This is a genomic window from Enterobacter sp. 302C9 (assembly GCF_034106085.1).
Classification (GTDB): domain Bacteria; phylum Pseudomonadota; class Gammaproteobacteria; order Enterobacterales; family Enterobacteriaceae; genus Enterobacter; species Enterobacter asburiae_B.
In genome coordinates this window covers 148,692-165,718 of sequence record NZ_JAWNBW010000008.1, presented here as the reverse complement: position 1 = coordinate 165,718, position 17,027 = coordinate 148,692, and the positions used below count along the sequence as shown (strand labels likewise).

The 17,027-nt window shown below is 57.5% G+C and carries 14 protein-coding genes; 9 read left to right on the top strand and 5 right to left on the bottom strand.

Features of this window, described 5'->3' with window-relative positions; all coding sequences use genetic code 11:
* Nucleotides 1–2: 2 nt before the first annotated feature.
* Nucleotides 3–497: a PilN domain-containing protein gene (locus tag UR289_RS16005; RefSeq protein WP_048981434.1), complete on the bottom strand. Its 495-nt coding sequence runs from the start codon at nt 495–497 to the stop codon at nt 3–5.
* Nucleotides 494–1,270: a pilus assembly protein PilM gene (gene pilM, locus UR289_RS16000; RefSeq protein WP_320710886.1), complete on the bottom strand. Its 777-nt coding sequence runs from the start codon at nt 1,268–1,270 to the stop codon at nt 494–496. Before pilM ends, UR289_RS16005 begins: the two co-directional genes overlap by 4 nt.
* 120 nt (nt 1,271–1,390) lie before the next feature.
* On the opposite strand from pilM, the gene mrcA reads away from it, so the two are divergent.
* The gene (mrcA, locus tag UR289_RS15995; protein ID WP_320710884.1) at nt 1,391–3,949 is read left to right on the top strand and encodes a peptidoglycan glycosyltransferase/peptidoglycan DD-transpeptidase MrcA; all 2,559 of its coding nucleotides are present in this window, start codon (nt 1,391–1,393) and stop codon (nt 3,947–3,949) included.
* An 88-nt stretch (nt 3,950–4,037) separates the two neighbouring features.
* On the opposite strand, the gene nudE is transcribed toward mrcA, so the two are convergent.
* The gene (gene nudE / locus UR289_RS15990; protein ID WP_008503041.1) at nt 4,038–4,598 is read right to left on the bottom strand and encodes an ADP compounds hydrolase NudE; all 561 of its coding nucleotides are present in this window, start codon (nt 4,596–4,598) and stop codon (nt 4,038–4,040) included.
* Nucleotides 4,599–4,922: 324 nt separating this feature from the next.
* On the opposite strand from nudE, the gene UR289_RS15985 reads away from it, so the two are divergent.
* The 5 genes from UR289_RS15985 to pckA all read left to right on the top strand — a co-directional run bounded on the left by UR289_RS15985 (nt 4,923) and on the right by pckA (nt 11,121).
* On the top strand, nt 4,923–7,058 hold the full coding sequence (locus UR289_RS15985) for an intracellular growth attenuator family protein (RefSeq protein WP_033146817.1): 2,136 nt from the start codon (nt 4,923–4,925) through the stop codon (nt 7,056–7,058).
* Nucleotides 7,059–7,125: 67 nt separating this feature from the next.
* The gene (yrfG, locus tag UR289_RS15980) at nt 7,126–7,809 is read left to right on the top strand and encodes a GMP/IMP nucleotidase (RefSeq protein ID WP_048976270.1); all 684 of its coding nucleotides are present in this window, start codon (nt 7,126–7,128) and stop codon (nt 7,807–7,809) included.
* Complete coding sequence (hslR, locus tag UR289_RS15975; RefSeq protein WP_029740483.1) at nt 7,806–8,207, top strand: ribosome-associated heat shock protein Hsp15; 402 nt, start codon at nt 7,806–7,808, stop codon at nt 8,205–8,207. Before yrfG ends, hslR begins: the two co-directional genes overlap by 4 nt.
* 17 nt (nt 8,208–8,224) lie before the next feature.
* The gene (hslO, locus tag UR289_RS15970; RefSeq protein ID WP_161495995.1) at nt 8,225–9,109 is read left to right on the top strand and encodes an Hsp33 family molecular chaperone HslO; all 885 of its coding nucleotides are present in this window, start codon (nt 8,225–8,227) and stop codon (nt 9,107–9,109) included.
* A gap of 392 nt (nt 9,110–9,501) precedes the next feature.
* Nucleotides 9,502–11,121: a phosphoenolpyruvate carboxykinase (ATP) gene (gene pckA / locus UR289_RS15965; RefSeq protein WP_047345740.1), complete on the top strand. Its 1,620-nt coding sequence runs from the start codon at nt 9,502–9,504 to the stop codon at nt 11,119–11,121.
* 126 nt (nt 11,122–11,247) lie between these two features.
* Here the strand turns inward: pckA and envZ are convergent, their stop codons facing one another.
* A complete protein-coding gene (gene envZ, locus UR289_RS15960; RefSeq protein WP_219940293.1) occupies nt 11,248–12,594 on the bottom strand; it encodes a two-component system sensor histidine kinase EnvZ in 1,347 nt (448 codons plus the stop codon).
* Nucleotides 12,591–13,310, bottom strand: a complete 720-nt coding sequence (gene ompR / locus UR289_RS15955) for a two-component system response regulator OmpR (RefSeq protein ID WP_001157751.1) — start codon at nt 13,308–13,310, stop codon at nt 12,591–12,593. Before ompR ends, envZ begins: the two co-directional genes overlap by 4 nt.
* A 232-nt stretch (nt 13,311–13,542) precedes the next feature.
* On the opposite strand from ompR, the gene greB reads away from it, so the two are divergent.
* From greB to feoA, 3 genes are all read left to right on the top strand, one after another.
* Complete coding sequence (greB, locus tag UR289_RS15950) at nt 13,543–14,016, top strand: transcription elongation factor GreB (RefSeq protein WP_033146820.1); 474 nt, start codon at nt 13,543–13,545, stop codon at nt 14,014–14,016.
* Nucleotides 14,017–14,103: 87 nt separating this feature from the next.
* The gene (locus tag UR289_RS15945) at nt 14,104–16,434 is read left to right on the top strand and encodes a Tex family protein (protein ID WP_214538936.1); all 2,331 of its coding nucleotides are present in this window, start codon (nt 14,104–14,106) and stop codon (nt 16,432–16,434) included.
* Nucleotides 16,435–16,770: 336 nt separating this feature from the next.
* Entirely contained in the window at nt 16,771–16,998 is a 228-nt protein-coding gene (feoA, locus tag UR289_RS15940; protein ID WP_008503050.1) for a ferrous iron transporter A, read from the top strand.
* The last annotated feature ends 29 nt before the right edge of the window (nt 16,999–17,027 follow it).

Sequence of the window (17,027 nt, the reverse complement as noted above, 5' to 3'; positions counted from 1 at the left end):
CGTTACCCCTCGCTTTTAAGATGGAGGGTGAACATCCAGCGCCCCTGGCTGTCCTGCCGAAGCTCACCCGCCGTTCCGGGCGTAAAACCCACTATTTGGCCCAGCGCATCGCGCAGAGCAGACAGGGCTGGCAGGGTTATGGCATACCCGGTCAACATCAGAGCAGGAGGCTGATAGCGAAGCTCTGTCAGCCAGACCTGTGAAGGAGTGGCGCGGGAAAGGGATTCCAGCACCGGTTGCCATGCGCGTTGTTGACGTGTCTGTGCTGGCTTCTGCGCCTGTGAGGCGAGTTTCTGCCGGGAAGCAAGCGCGTGCTGCACGGTCTGCATTCCCGTCAGCTCCGTTTGCAGCGCGTGCAGCCTCATAACAGGGTTTATCCGCAGGCAGAAAATGACCGCGAACATCAACAGCACGGTGCCGACACACATTGCCCCCCAGAAACGCAGGCATCGTGCGCGCCGCTGCTGTCGCCAGGGCAGAAAGTTCATGAGGCTCATCCGGGCACCTCGCTCATGGCCAGCGCCAGCGCAACGGTATAATCAGCGCCGCAGTCCGGTAGCGGGGCCTGGCAGCGCTCCAGGATTTCCCACGGATCACGTCGGTTATCAAACAGCGCGATGTCATCCGGACCAAGCGCCAGCAGCGCCGCCAGCTCGGCCACGCTTTCGGCTTCTGTCGTAAAGCGGCGTCCCCACTGGTGGCGCATCGCCCACAGCCACTGCCGGTCGGCGCGCCAGGCGACGCACGTCGCTGGCGCCACCGCAGGAAGAAGATTCGCCAGCGCGCTGGCATCCGGCGTAATGGCCACCAGCCGCAAACGCAGCGTTTTCGCCAGCGCCAGTAGGGTATCAACCTCGTTGTTTTGCGCGGCGGTCACGTGAAAGGTATTGCTGAAGGTATCCTGCGCGTAATCGAAACAGAGCGTATCGGCAGACATCTCCAGTTCGCGCGCGAGCGCCGCGCCAAGCCATGAGAGCTGCTCGCTGTCGCGCAGCGCAACGGTCGGACGGGGGAGCGACCGTTGCAGGGTGCGTGCTGCCGGGAAAGAGAGGAACACCCGGTGGTAGTGCGGCAGCGTTTTGCGCCAGTCGCGTAACGCATCAACCAGCTGTTCTGGCTGACAAATTTTGCCGTCACGAATGATGCCCTCGGCCAGAGGAATCGCCCACCAGCGGCGCAAGCACCAGCCCGACTTCTCCCGGGCCAAGGCGACGATCTGCACCCTATCCTGTTGAATATGAACGCCCGTTTGCCATGTTTTGAAAGCCATGCTTCACGATCTCCTTATCGCCCGTCGTCTTGACGGCTATATCAATGAATCAGGCTTGCCTTTATACTACCGCGCGATTGTTTAGAAACTGCCCAAGTGAAACCAAATGGGAAATCTCCGGTGAAGTTCGTAAAGTATTTATTCATCCTTGCAGTCTGTTGCATTCTGCTGGGAGCAGGCTCGATTTACGGTTTATACAAATATATTGAGCCACAGCTACCTGATGTCGCCACGCTTCGCGATGTGCGCCTCCAGATCCCGATGCAAGTCTATAGCGCCGATGGCGAGCTGATGGCGCAGTATGGCGAGAAGCGTCGTATTCCGCTGACCTTAAACCAAATCCCCCCCGTGATGGTGAAAGCCTTTATCGCCACGGAGGACAGCCGTTTTTACGAGCACCACGGTGTCGATCCGGTGGGGATTTTCCGTGCCGCGAGCATTGCGTTGTTCTCTGGTCACGCCTCTCAGGGGGCGAGTACCATTACGCAGCAGCTGGCGCGTAACTTCTTCCTCAGCCCTGAAAAGACGCTGATACGTAAGATCAAAGAGGTGTTCCTCGCGATCCGTATTGAGCAGCTGCTGAGCAAAGACGAAATCCTTGAGCTGTACCTCAACAAAATCTACCTGGGTTACCGCGCCTATGGCGTGGGGGCTGCCGCACAGGTGTACTTCGGTAAGCCTGTTGAGCAGCTCACCTTAAGCGAAATGGCAACCATCGCCGGTCTGCCGAAAGCGCCGTCCACCTTTAACCCGCTCTACTCGCTCGATCGCGCCACCGCGCGCCGTAACGTCGTTTTGTCACGTATGCTGAGCGAAGGCTACATCAGCCAGAGCGAGTACGACCAGGCGCGTAACGATGTCATTGACGCTAACTACCACGCCCCTGAGATCGCCTTCGCGTCCCCTTACCTGACCGAAATGGTTCGCCAGGAGATGGTGAATCGCTATGGTGACAAGGCCTACGAAGATGGCTATCGCGTGTACACCACCGTCACCCGTAAGGTCCAGCAGGCGGCTCAGGAAGCGGTGCGGAACAACGTGATGGACTACGATATGCGTCACGGCTATCGCGGCCCGTCAAACGTGCTCTGGAAAGTGGGCGAAAGCGCGTGGGACAGCAAAAAAATCACCAGTACGCTGAAGGCGCTGCCAACCTATGGTCCGCTCCTTCCTGCCGTGGTAACGCAGGCCGATCCTCAGGAAGCCGTTGCGACGCTCGCGGACGGTACCTCCGTCTCCCTGCGTATGGACGGTATCCGCTGGGCGCGTCCTTACCGCTCGGATACGCTGCAGGGCGCAACGCCGCGTAAAGTGACCGATGCCGTGCAGACCGGGCAGCAAATCTGGGTGCGGAAAGTAGGCGAATCCTGGTGGCTGGCACAGGTGCCGGACGTCAACTCGGCCCTGGTCTCTATCAATCCACAGAACGGTGCCATCCTGGCCCTGGTCGGCGGGTTTGATTTCAACCAGAGCAAATTTAACCGCGCCACTCAGGCGCTGCGTCAGGTCGGTTCCAATATCAAACCGTTCCTCTACACGGCAGCGATGGATAAGGGGTTGACCCTCGCCAGCATCCTTAACGACGTGCCAATCTCCCGCTGGGATGCCGGTGCCGGTTCCGACTGGCAGCCGAAGAACTCTCCTGCGGAGTATGCCGGCCCAATTCGTCTCCGTCAGGGCCTGGGACAGTCGAAAAACGTGGTGATGGTGCGCGCCATGCGCGCAATGGGCGTCGACTATGCCGCAGAGTATCTGCAGCGCTTCGGTTTCCCGGCGCAGAACATCGTTCGCACCGAGTCGCTGGCGTTAGGCTCCGCCTCGTTTACGCCGCTTCAGGTCGCACGCGGGTACTCGGTGATGGCCAACGGCGGCTTCCTGATTGACCCGTACTTCATCAGCAAGATCGAGAACGATCAGGGCGGCGTGCTGTTCGAAGCGAAGCCGAAAATTGCCTGCCCTGACTGCGATATTCCGGTGATTTATGGCAATACGCCGAAATCCGAGGTGCTTGAGAATAAGGACATGGAAGACCCTGCCGTGTCTCAGGAGCAGCAGAACGGCGTCGTGCCGCAGCCGCAGCCGCAGCTTGAGCAGGCTAACCAGTCTCTGGTGGCACAGACCGGCGCGCCGGAGTATGCCCCGCACGTGATCAATACGCCGCTGTCGTTCCTGATCAAAAGCGCGCTGAATACCAACATCTTCGGTGAACCGGGCTGGCAGGGCACAGGCTGGCGCGCAGGGCGCGATTTGCAGCGTCATGACATCGGCGGTAAAACGGGGACAACCAACAGCTCGAAAGACGCGTGGTTCTCCGGCTACGGTCCGGGCGTGGTGACGTCGGTCTGGATCGGTTTCGACGATCACCGCCGTGACTTAGGCCGTACAACGGCATCCGGCGCGATTAAGGATCAGATTTCCGGCTACGAAGGCGGAGCGAAGAGCGCGCAGCCGGCCTGGGACGCCTACATGAAGTCCGTTCTTGAAGGCGTGCCGGAGCAGCCGTTAACGCCACCGCCAGGCGTGGTGACGGTTAATATCGACCGCAGCACCGGTCAACTCGCCAACGGCGGTAATAGTCGCGAAGAGTATTTCATCGAGGGCACGCAGCCAACCACGCAGGCGGTGCACGAGGTGGGGACAGAGATTATTGATAACGGCGAGACGCACGAGCTGTTCTGACAACAAAGCAAAACGGCAACCTCTGGTTGCCGTTTTTGTGTTTGCTCTCTCTCCCGTGGGAGAGGGTTGGGGTGAGGGCATCAGGCCACTACAGTCGCCCCTGCCCCTTCAACCACTCCCGTACCAGGAACAGCGCGCTCACGTTGCGAGCCTCATTAAAGTCAGGGTCTTCAAGCAGATCCATCAGGTGCGCTAGCGGCCAGCGAACCTGCGGCAGCGGCTCCGGCTCATCCCCTTCCAGCGATTCAGGATAGAGATCTTCAGCCACCACGATATTCATTTTGCTGGAAAAATAGGACGGCGCCATGCTTAGCTTTTTCAGAAATGAAAGCTCATTCGCACCGAAGCCGACCTCTTCTTTTAGCTCGCGGTTTGCCGCTTCAAAGACGGTTTCCCCCGGGTCGATAAGCCCTTTCGAGAACCCAAGCTCGTAAGATTCCGTTCCCACAGCGTATTCGCGGATCAAAATCAGATGATCGTCGACGATGGGAACAATCATCACCGCTTCGCGCGAAGAAGGGCGCATACGTTCATAAACGCGACGCACACCGTTGCTGAACTCCAGGTCCACACTTTCGACATTAAACAGGCGCGATTTGGCGACAGTTTCAACATTCAGAATGGTGGGTTTTTGTAATGGTTTGCTCATCTTGATGGGTCTTAGCAGTGAGAACTGGCGTTATTGTGCGATATGCCGCACGGTTTCGGCAATGTCAATCGTTCTTTATTTACATTTATGCAACGTATCAGGGATCAATCCTCAATTCAAAACAAATGTCAAGAGGTTGAAATGTTTCCAGGAATTTGCTGATATCGCGCCATAACAGGCTTTGCTATCATCACCGGTCACTGGGATGCGCTTCAGAATGCTCAAGTTCGACTCCATACTTGCCGATAGCCAGCCACAGACTCTCATTCAATGTAAAGGTGCTACTGACTACACCTGTAAGAAGATAAGTAAGATGGGGAAAGCATGAGCACCATTTTGATTGTTCTCGCTGCTATGCTGGCCGGCGCGTTGGTTGCAGGGTGGTTGTACAGGCGCCGCGTACAGCGCCGTTATCGTCTGCCTTTTTTAAACGCATTTGCGGGTGCGAGCACGCGTAAACTCACGCAGGACGAGCGCGATGCGGTTGAAAACTATCTCGAAATCCTGAACCGTACTCAGTTAACGCCTGGGCCAACGGGAGCCACCGCTGCGCCCGTCGCGCTAAAGCTGAATGCGCAAAGTGATACCGTGCTCTGCGTGACGCGCTCCATCACGCGCTATGGCATCACCACTGATGACCCCAACAAATGGCGCTATTACCTTGATTCCGTCGAAGTGCATCTGCCCCCGTCCTGGGAGCAATACATTAATGACGAAAACAGCGTTGAGCTGATTCACACCGATTCGTTGCCTCTGGTAATCACGCTTAACGGCCATACGCTGAATGAATACCTTCAGGAAGCCCCGCGTTTTGCGCTGGAGCGCGCGAGTTCAACGCAGGCGTCCATTCGTGGCGAAGAGACAGAGCAGATCGAACTGCTGAACATTCGCCAGGAAACGCATGAAGAGTACGCCCTGAGCCGCCCGGACGGCATCCGTGAAGCCATTCTGATCGTTGCTGCCTTCCTGCTCTTTTTTATCTGCCTGCTGACGCCGGATGTGTTTGTCCCCTGGCTGGCAGGCGGCGCGGTGCTGCTGCTGGCCGGCGGGCTTTGGGGTCTCTTTGCTCCACCGGCTAAAACCTCGTTGCGCGAGATCCACTGCCTGCGCGGGACGCCAAAGCGCTGGGGCCTGTTCGGTGAAAACGATCAGGAGCATCTCAACAATATTTCGCTCGGTATTATCGACCTGATCTACCCGCGCCACTGGCAGCCGTGGATCGCGCAGGACCTAGGGCAGAAAACCGATATTGATATCTACCTTGACCGCCACGTTGTGCGTCAGGGGCGCTTCTTATCCCTGCATGATGAAGTGAAAAATTTCCCGCTTCAGCACTGGCTGCGCAGTACGGTCATTGCCGGCGGCGCCGCGCTGGTCTTAGCCATGCTGCTGCTTTTCGTGCCGCTGGATATGCCCATTAAATTCACCCTGTCGTGGATCAAAGGGGCGCAAACCATTGAAGCGACCAGCGTCAACAAACTGGATGAAGCCGGTGTACGCGTGGGGGACACGCTGCGCCTGAAGGGGACCGGGATGTGTAATATTCACACCCCGGGGGCCTGGAACACGCGTCAGAGCTCGCCGTTCATGCCGTTCGACTGTTCGCAAATTATCTGGAACGACGCGCCGCCGCTGCCGCTGCCGGAATCCGAAGTGGTGAATAAGGCCACGGCTCTTACCCAGACGGTTAACCGCCAGCTGCATCCGAAACCGGACGATGATTCGCGCGTCAGCCCCGCGCTGCGCTCGGCCATTCAGAAATCAGGCATGGTTCTGCTGGATGATTTTGGTGACATCGTCCTGAAAACGCAGGATTTATGCTCCTCTCAGGATGAGTGCATACGCCTTAAAAACGCCCTGGTAAACCTGGGGAACAGCAAAGACTGGGACTCGCTGGTAAAACGCGCCGAAGCGGGACGACTGGATGGCGTTAACGTGCTGCTGCGTCCGGTGAGCGCGGAATCGCTGGATAACCTGGTCGCCACCTCGACGTCGCCGTTCATGATGCGCGAGACCACCCGTGCGGCTCAGGCGCTGAACAGCCCGGCGCCGGGTGGCTTTGTGATAGCAAGCGATGAAGGCAGCGATCTGGTCGATCAGCCCTACCCGCAGGTTGCGCTTTATGACTACCCTGCGCAGGAGCAGTGGAGCCAGTTCCAGCGCCTGGCGCAGATGCTGATGCAAACGCCGTTCAGCGCCGAAGGGATTGTCACGAGTATTTATACCGACGCCAACGGCACTCGCCATATCGGCCTGCACCGGATGCCGGATAGCGCAGGCTTGTGGCGTTACATCGGCACCTCTTTGCTGATGACCGCGATGCTGATCGCCATTTTCTGGAACGGCTTTATGGCCCTGCGCCGCTACCAGCGCTCGCGCACCCGGCTTGCAGACATTCAGCAGTATTATGAAAACTGCCTCAATCCAAAGCTGATCCCCTCGTCTGAGAGCCTGATCTGATAACGTCGTTGCGCGGCAAGATGTGCTACCCTGTCGCGCACGTTTCTTCTGGCTGGAGTTCCCCCTTATGCATCTTGATATCGCCTGGCAGGAGGTAGATACCGTTCTGCTGGATATGGACGGCACGCTGCTCGATCTCGCCTTTGATAACTATTTCTGGCAAACGCTGGTTCCTGAAACCTATGGCGAGCAGCAGGGGATCTCCCCGGCAGAAGCGCAGGCATTCATTCGTTCGCAATATAGTGCGGTGCAACATACGCTAAACTGGTACTGTCTTGACTACTGGAGCGAGCGCCTCGGTCTGGATATTTGTGCCATGACCACCGCCCAGGGCCCGCGCGCCGTTCTGCGCGAGGATACCGTGCCCTTTCTGGATGCGCTGAAAGCGAGCGGCAAGCGCCGTATTTTGTTGACCAACGCGCATCCACATAATCTGGCGGTGAAGCTGGAGCATACAGGTCTGGCGTCGCACCTTGATTTATTACTTTCCACCCACACATTTGGTTATCCGAAAGAGGATCAGCGGTTGTGGCATGCGGTAAGGGAAGAGACGGGTTTGCAGCCAGAACGTACGTTGTTCATTGATGACAGCGAGCCCATTCTGGATTCCGCGGCAAGGTTTGGCATTCGCTACTGTCTGGGCGTGACCAATCCTGACTCTGGCCTGGCTGAAAAAAGCTATCTGCGCCACCCTGGACTGAACGACTATCGCCAGATGATCCCCTCACTGATCGTGAAGGAGACGCCATGAAAGAAAAACCCTCTGACGGGGTAAGACTGGATAAATGGCTGTGGGCAGCGCGTTTTTATAAAACTCGCGCCCTCGCCCGCGAGATGGTTGACGGCGGAAAAGTGCATTACAACGGCCAGCGCAGCAAACCAAGCAAGCTGGTTGAGCTGAATGCCACCTTAACGCTGCGGCAGGGCAACGATGAACGTACGGTGGTGATTAAAGCCATTACCGAACAGCGTCGACCTGCAGCGGAAGCCGTACTGCTTTATGAAGAGACGGCGGAGAGCATTGAAAAGCGCGAGAAGACCGCGCTGGCGCGCAAAATGAACGCGCTGACGATGCCCCACCCGGACCGGCGACCGGATAAAAAAGAGCGTCGCGATCTGATGAAATTTAAACACGGTGAGACTGATTAACCTCACCCGCACGAGAGATGAAAATGGCCCAACACGACCAATTACACCGCTATCTGTTTGAACAATTCGCCGTGCGCGGCGAGCTGGTCACCGTATCCGAAACCTGGAAACAGATTCTGGAAAACCACAACTACCCGCTGCCGGTGAAGACCCTGTTGGGCGAACTGCTGGTTGCCACCAGCCTGCTGACGGCGACGCTGAAGTTTGCCGGTGATATCACCGTGCAGCTGCAGGGTGACGGCCCGATGACGCTGGCGGTGATCAACGGCAATAACCAGCAGCAGATGCGCGGCGTGGCGCGCGTTCAGGGCGACGTGCCTGAAAATGCAGACCTCAAAACGCTGGTGGGTAATGGCTACCTGGTGATCACCATCTCCCCTGAGGAAGGTGAGCGCTATCAGGGTGTGGTGGGTCTGGAAGGCGATACCCTGGCAGCCTGCCTGGAAGATTACTTCATGCGTTCTGAACAGCTGCCGACGCGTCTCTTCATCCGCACCGGTGAAGTGGACGGTCAGCCTGCTGCCGGCGGTATGCTGCTGCAGGTTCTGCCTGCGCAGGACGCACAGACCAATGACTTTGAGCACCTGGCGACGCTGACCGAAACCATCAAAGCGGAAGAGCTGTTCAATCTGTCGGCGACCGACGTGCTGTGGCGTCTGTACCACGAAGAAGAAGTGACGGTTTACGATCCGCAGTCCGTGGAATTTAAGTGCACCTGCTCACGCGAGCGCTGTGCTGGCGCGCTGAAAACCCTGCCGGATGAAGAGATCGACAGCATCATGGCGGAAGACGGCGAAATCGATATGCACTGTGACTACTGCGGTACGCACTACGTGTTCAATTCGATGGATATCGCTGAGATCCGCAATAACGCCTCCCCGGCGGATCCGCAGGTTCACTAAACCTCTTTCCCCTCACCCTAACCCTCTCCCCAAAGGGGAGAGGGAACTTGAACCCCCTCTCCCCTTTGGGGAGAGGGCTGGGGTGAGGGGTAAAAAACTCCCCCCAAGCTGAATCGTTTTCCTTATGTAACTCTTACGTAATTTTCTTACGTGTATGCGATTACATTCACATTCTTTCCGATAAAATCACCACTCTTTAACCTTTTCGGAACATTTTCCCCAACCAAAAAGCGATTCCTGCGATAATCCGCCTGCGCTGTGACTGGAGTCGCAGCGTTTTCCGTTAGTAAGGGTTTTGTCCAGATGCGTAAATCTATGAGCCCCGTCGCGGTTAACAACCTCAGAAAAACCCTACAATTTCAGGCAGTACATATTGGCTAAGGAGCAGTGATATGCGTGTTACTGGTTTAACCCCGCAAGATCTCAAGGCTTATGGTATTCACGACGTCCAGGAAATCGTCTACAACCCCGACTACGATACGCTGTATCAGGAAGAGCTCAATCCAGCACTGGAAGGATACGAGCGTGGTGTGTTGACGAATCTTGGTGCTATCGCCGTCGATACCGGTATTTTTACCGGTCGTTCGCCGAAAGATAAGTATATCGTCCGAGACGAAACCACCCGCGATACGCTGTGGTGGGCTGACAAGGGCAAAGGGAAGAACGACAACAAACCGCTCTCCCCGGAAACCTGGCAGCACCTGAAAGGGCTCGTCACCCATCAACTTTCCGGCAAGCGTCTGTTCATTGTCGACGCTTTCTGCGGCGCTAACGCCGATACCCGTCTCTCCGTGCGTTTTATCACTGAAGTGGCCTGGCAGGCGCATTTCGTGAAAAACATGTTTATTCGTCCAACCGACGAAGAGCTGCAGGATTTCACCCCGGATTTCATCGTTATGAACGGTGCGAAATGCACGAACCCACAGTGGAAAGAGCAGGGTCTGAACTCCGAAAACTTTGTGGCCTTCAACCTGACCGAGCGTATCCAGTTGATCGGCGGTACCTGGTACGGCGGCGAAATGAAGAAAGGGATGTTCTCGGTCATGAACTACTTGCTGCCGCTGCGGGGCATCGCCTCCATGCACTGCTCGGCTAACGTCGGTGAAAAAGGCGACGTGGCGGTATTCTTCGGCCTGTCCGGCACCGGGAAAACCACCCTGTCCACCGATCCAAAACGTCGCCTGATTGGCGATGACGAACACGGCTGGGATGACGACGGCGTATTCAACTTTGAAGGCGGCTGCTACGCGAAGACCATTCGCCTGTCTGAAGAGGCCGAGCCTGATATCTTCCACGCGATCCGTCGCGATGCGCTGCTGGAAAACGTCACCGTGCGTGCCGACGGCTCCATCGACTTCGACGATGCGTCGAAAACGGAAAACACCCGCGTTTCTTACCCGATCTACCACATCGACAATATCGTGAAGCCGGTGTCAAAAGCGGGTCATGCCACGAAGGTCATTTTCCTGACCGCGGATGCGTTCGGCGTGCTGCCTCCGGTGTCTCGCCTGACGGCCAGCCAGACGCAGTACCACTTCCTCTCCGGTTTTACCGCCAAGCTGGCGGGTACCGAGCGTGGCGTGACGGAGCCAACCCCAACCTTCTCCGCCTGCTTCGGCGCGGCCTTCCTGTCGCTGCACCCGACGCAGTACGCTGAAGTGCTGGTGAAACGCATGCAGGCATCCGGCGCGCAGGCATACCTGGTGAACACCGGCTGGAACGGTACCGGCAAACGTATCTCCATCAAAGATACCCGCGCGATTATCGACGCCATTCTGGATGGTTCTCTGGACGACGCCGAAACCTTTACGCTGCCGATGTTTGACCTGGCGATCCCAACGTCGCTGCCGGGTGTGGATACGCATATCCTCGACCCGCGCAACACGTACGGTTCTCCGGAGCAGTGGCGCGAGAAAGCGGAATCGCTGGCGAAGCTGTTTATCGAGAACTTCGAGAAGTATACCGATACCCCGGCGGGCGAAGCGCTGGTGAGCGCGGGTCCGAAGCTGTAGTCCTTCTCCCTCTCCCCGTGGGAGAGGGCCGGGGTGAGGGCATCAGACCGCAGAGACCGCATTTTGTCGGGTGGCGGCTTCACCTTACCCGACCTACAAAAAAGGGTGGCAATTGCCACCCTTTTTTTAACCCTCTTTCACCTGCCCCCGCGTCACCGGTACCGGCAGCCAGGCGCGAATGCTCAGCCCACCCCGCTCGCTGGTGCCAATCTCCAGCAGTCCGTTGTGGTTATCGATAATACGCTGAACAATCGCCAGGCCTAAGCCCGTGCCGCTGGTGCTGCGCGCGCTGTCGCCGCGCACAAACGGCTGGAACAGATGCTTACGCTGCTCGGGCTTGATGCCCGGACCGTCGTCTTCCACCTGGAACCAGGCGCGGTTGAGTTCAGACCCGCTGCTGACTTTGATCCAGCCGTTACCGTAGCGCGCCGCGTTGACCACCATGTTCGCCACCGCACGCTTGATAGAAAGCGGGTGCATGCGTACCTCAATTTCACCCGCCTGCAGGTCGGTATCAATCTCGCGCTCGTAGCCGCTTTCCGCCGCCACCACTTCGCCCAGCACCGCGTTCAGATCCGCCATCTCCATCGGCATCTCTTGCCCGGTGCGCAGGTAGTCGATGAACTGCTCGATGATGGCGTTACACTCTTCGATGTCCTTGTTAATGGACTCGGCGAGATAACCGTCCTCTTCCCCCATCATCTCCGTCGCCAGACGAATACGCGTTAGCGGCGTGCGCAGGTCATGGCTTACGCCCGCCATCAGCAGCGTACGGTCATCCGCCAGCTGCTTCACGCCTGCCGCCATATGGTTAAACGCGCGCGTCACCGAACGGACTTCCGAGGCACCATACTCGCGCAGCGGAGGTGGAATAATTCCTTTACCGACCTGCAGCGCAGCGTGCTCCAGGTCGACCAGCGGTCGGTTCTGTATACGGATAAATAGCCACGCGCCGCCTATCGCCAGCAGCATAATCGCCAGGGTGTAGCGGAACAGCGGCGAGAAGTCGCCCTGATGGATTTCGGTGAGCGGAACGCGCACCCAGATATTGGGTGACAGCCAGGTTTTCAGCCAGACGACGGGCGAGCTTTTGTTGACCTCAACGCGCACTTCCGTTGGGCCGCCCAGCTGCTGCGCCATCTGCTGGCTGAGGAATTCGTAGTGCTGCGCCCAGCGCAGGCCAGCGTCTTCCGCCGCTTCGTTGGAGTAGAGCGAAATGCCCAGCTCACGGTAGATTTCACGGCGAAACGCCGGGGGAACGACGAGCTGCGTGCCGTCCTCCAGCTGCAGTTTGTCGGTCATCAGCATACGGACTTCGTAGGCCAGGACCTTATTAAACTGCTGGAGGCTCGGCAGGATCGCAAAGTTCAGCACCACCAGATAGGTCGTCACCAGGCTGACGAACAGCAGGGTGACGATCAGCAACAGGGTGCGGGCAAACGAGCTACGCGGCGAGAAGCGCATTCGCCTCATGCTTTAGAGCCGTCCGGGACGAACACGTAGCCCAGACCCCATACGGTCTGAATATAACGAGGATGCGCAGGATCTTCTTCCACCATGCGGCGCAGGCGGGAGATCTGCACGTCAATGGAGCGTTCCATTGCGGAGTATTCGCGACCGCGCGCCAGGTTCATCAGCTTGTCGCGGGAAAGCGGTTCACGCGGGTGGCTGACCAGCGCTTTCAGGACCGCAAACTCGCCGCTGGTGAGCGGCATTGGCTCGTCTTCACGGAACATCTCGCGCGTACCGAGGTTCAGCTTGAACTTGCCGAAGGCAATGACGGCTTCTTCCTGAGACGGTGCCCCAGGCAGTTCGTTCGCCTGACGGCGCAGCACAGCGCGAATACGCGCCAGCAGTTCACGCGGGTTAAACGGTTTTGGAATGTAGTCGTCCGCGCCGATTTCGAGGCCGACGATACGGTCAACTTCCTCACCCTTCGCCGTCACCATGATGATCGGCATCGGGTTGCTCTGGCTGCGCAGACGGCGGCAAATAGAAAGCCCGTCTTCGCCAGGCAGCATCAGGTCGAGAACCATCAGGTGGAAAGATTCACGGGTCAGCAGACGGTCCATCTGCTCAGCGTTCGCGACGCTACGAACCTGGAAGCCCTGCTCGGTCAGATAACGTTCCAGCAGCGCGCGCAGGCGCATGTCGTCATCCACGACCAGAATTTTGTAGTTCTCTTGCATTGTGTGTACTCCCAAAGGTTCGGATAGTCTTTGTAACAGCGTATTCTAAAAAAGTGCACGTATTCGACCAGTTAATTCTGGTATAAATTCTAGTCGAAATTGTTACAAAGCATATTTAACAGCAGCTTATCTGCTCATTTCATCACATAAATCATTTTTAATCCTGTCTGTTACACTGTGCGGTACGTATTGTGCGCAAGACAGTTAACCGGCAGGCAGCAAAGGCTTTACCATGAAAACGCCCCTGATCACCCGCGAAGGGTACGAAAAGCTCAAAAAAGAGATGGATTACCTCTGGCGCGAAGAGCGTCCTGAAGTAACCAAAAAGGTGACCTGGGCGGCAAGCCTGGGCGATCGCAGCGAAAACGCTGACTACCAGTACAACAAAAAGCGGCTGCGCGAAATTGACCGCCGGGTTCGCTACCTGACGAAGTGTCTCGAGAATCTCAAAATTGTCGATTACTCCCCGCAGCAGGAGGGCAAAGTGTTCTTCGGCGCGTGGGTGGAGATTGAAAACGACGATGGCGACATTCTGCGTTTTCGCATTGTCGGCTACGATGAAATTTTTGGTCGTAAGGACTACATCTCCATCGACTCCCCGATGGCTCGCGCGCTGCTCAAAAAGGAAGTGGGCGATCTGGCCGTCGTTCAGACTCCAGCCGGTGAAGCCAGCTGGTACGTCAATGAGATCGTCTACGTAAAATAGTCCGAGAGCGCCCTCCCCGGCTGGCATTTTGCCGTGTCAGCCCGTATAACTATCCCCTGATTTTTCGACTCAACAGATGATAAAGCCATGATGAAAGATTCGCTCTGCCGCATTATTGCGGGTGATATTCAGGCCAGAGCCGAACAGGTAGAAGCTGCCGTTCGCCTGCTTGATGAAGGGAACACCGTGCCGTTTATTGCACGCTATCGTAAGGAAGTCACCGGCGGTCTGGATGACACGCAGCTGCGTAACCTGGAGACCCGTCTGGGCTATCTGCGCGAGCTGGAAGAACGTCGTCAGGCGATCCTCAAATCCATCGGCGAACAGGGCAAGCTGAGCAGCGAGCTTGAAAGCGCCATCAACGGCACCCTGAGCAAAACCGAACTCGAAGATCTCTATCTGCCGTACAAACCGAAGCGCCGCACGCGCGGGCAGATTGCGATTGAAGCGGGTCTTGAGCCGCTGGCCGACCTGCTGTGGAACGAGCCGTCCCACGATCCGGAAACCGAAGCCGCCAAATTCATCGACGCCGACAAAGGCGTAGCGGACACCAAGGCCGCCCTTGACGGCGCGCGCTACATTCTGATGGAGCGCTTCGCCGAAGACGCCGCCCTGCTCGCTAAAGTGCGTGATTACCTGTGGAAGAATGCCCACATCGTCTCTACCGTCGTCGCGGGTAAAGAGGAAGAAGGCGCGAAATTCCGCGACTACTTCGATCACCACGAACCGATCTCTACCGCCCCTTCACACCGCGCGCTGGCAATGTTCCGCGGCCGCAACGAAGGCGTGCTCCAGCTCTCCCTGAACGCCGACCCGCAGTTCGACGAGCCGCCGAAAGAGAGCCACTGCGAGCAGATCATTATCGACCATCTCGGCCTGCGCCTGAACAACGCCCCGGCGGACAGCTGGCGCAAAGGCGTGGTGAGCTGGACCTGGCGCATCAAGGTGCTGATGCACCTCGAAACCGAGCTGATGGGCACCGTGCGCGAGCGCGCCGAAGACGAAGCGATTAACGTCTTCGCCCGTAACCTGCACGACCTGCTGATGGCCGCCCCTGCCGGCCTGCGCGCGACTATGGGTCTCGATCCGGGTCTGCGTACCGGCGTGAAGGTCGCTGTGGTTGACGGCACCGGCAAGCTGGTGGCGACCGATACCATCTATCCGCACACCGGCCAGGCAGCGAAAGCGGCCGTCGTCGTGGCGGCGCTGTGCGAAAAATACAACGTCGAGCTGGTTGCCATCGGCAACGGTACGGCCTCACGCGAAACCGAGCGTTTCTACCTCGACGTGCAGAAGCAGTTCCCGAAAGTGACGGCACAGAAAGTGATCGTCAGCGAAGCGGGGGCATCCGTCTATTCCGCGTCCGAGCTGGCGGCCCAGGAGTTCCCGGACCTGGACGTTTCCCTGCGCGGTGCGGTCTCTATCGCACGCCGCCTGCAGGATCCGCTGGCGGAGCTGGTGAAGATCGACCCGAAATCCATCGGCGTGGGCCAGTATCAGCACGACGTGAGCCAGACTCAGCTGGCGCGCAAGCTGGATGCGGTGGTGGAAGACTGCGTAAACGCCGTCGGCGTTGACCTGAACACCGCTTCCGTTCCCCTGCTGACCCGTGTGGCGGGCTTAACCCGCATGATGGCGCAGAACATCGTCGCCTGGCGTGATGAGAACGGCCAGTTCCAGAACCGTCAGCAGCTGCTGAAGGTGAGCCGTCTGGGGCCAAAAGCTTTTGAGCAGTGTGCGGGCTTCCTGCGCATCAACCACGGCGATAACCCGCTGGATGCCTCCACCGTTCACCCGGAAGCGTACCCGATTGTGGAGCGCATTCTGGCCGCCACCCAGCAGGCACTGAAAGATCTTATGGGTGACAGCAGCGCCCTGCGCAACCTGAAAGCCGTTGATTTCACCGATGACAAATTTGGTGTCCCCACCGTCACCGACATCATCAAAGAGCTGGAAAAGCCGGGCCGCGATCCGCGTCCTGAGTTCAAGACGGCGACCTTTGCTGACGGCGTGGAAACCATGAACGACCTGCTGCCCGGCATGGTGCTGGAAGGCGCGGTGACCAACGTCACCAACTTTGGCGCGTTTGTGGATATCGGCGTGCATCAGGACGGTCTGGTGCATATCTCTTCCCTTGCCGACAAGTTCGTTGAAGACCCGCACACCGTGGTTAAAGCGGGTGACATCGTGAAGGTGAAAGTGCTGGAAGTGGATTTGCAGCGCAAGCGTATCGCGCTGACCATGCGTCTGGACGAGCAGCCGGGCGACACCAGCGCGCGCCGCGGCGGCAATGGCGGTGGCCGCGAGCAGCAGCGCCCGGCCACGAAAGCGGCAAAACCGCGCGGACGTGACGCTCAGCCTGCTGGCAACAGCGCGATGATGGATGCGCTGGCGGCAGCGATGGGTAAGAAACGCTAAGGTTGCAATGCCCCTCACCCTAACCCTCTCCCCAAAAGGGAGAGGGGATCGCACGGTGCGGTCTTTCCCCCTCGTCCTCATGGGTAGGGGGAATAAAATCATATCGAAATATATGAAACCGATTGCATAGCCATATTTAAACCACGAATTATCACCCCGTTAACAAATACTCCCCTTTTTGTTTTCCAGGCAATTCAGCAAATATTGAGCCAGGTCAAACAGGCCGTAAATTAATACCGTAAACAACATTCCGTCACAGTTTTAATATTGCTGATAAAAACTATTCTCATTATCATCCCATAGTAGATAATTTAACCTTTCGTGGAATCAGGCGTTATGCAATTCACTCCAGACAGTGCATGGAAGATTACCGGTTTTACCCGCGAAATTAGCCCGGCCTATCGGCAAAAGCTGCTGTCGCTGGGCATGCTGCCCGGCTCGTCATTCCAGGTCGTGCGCGTGGCGCCGCTGGGCGATCCGGTTCATATCGAAACCCGCCGCGTGAATCTGGTGCTGCGTAAGAAAGACCTCGCGTTAATAGAAGTCGAAGCCTTATCCCGATAACAAGCCAGCGGTTTCAGTGAGTCTAAAAA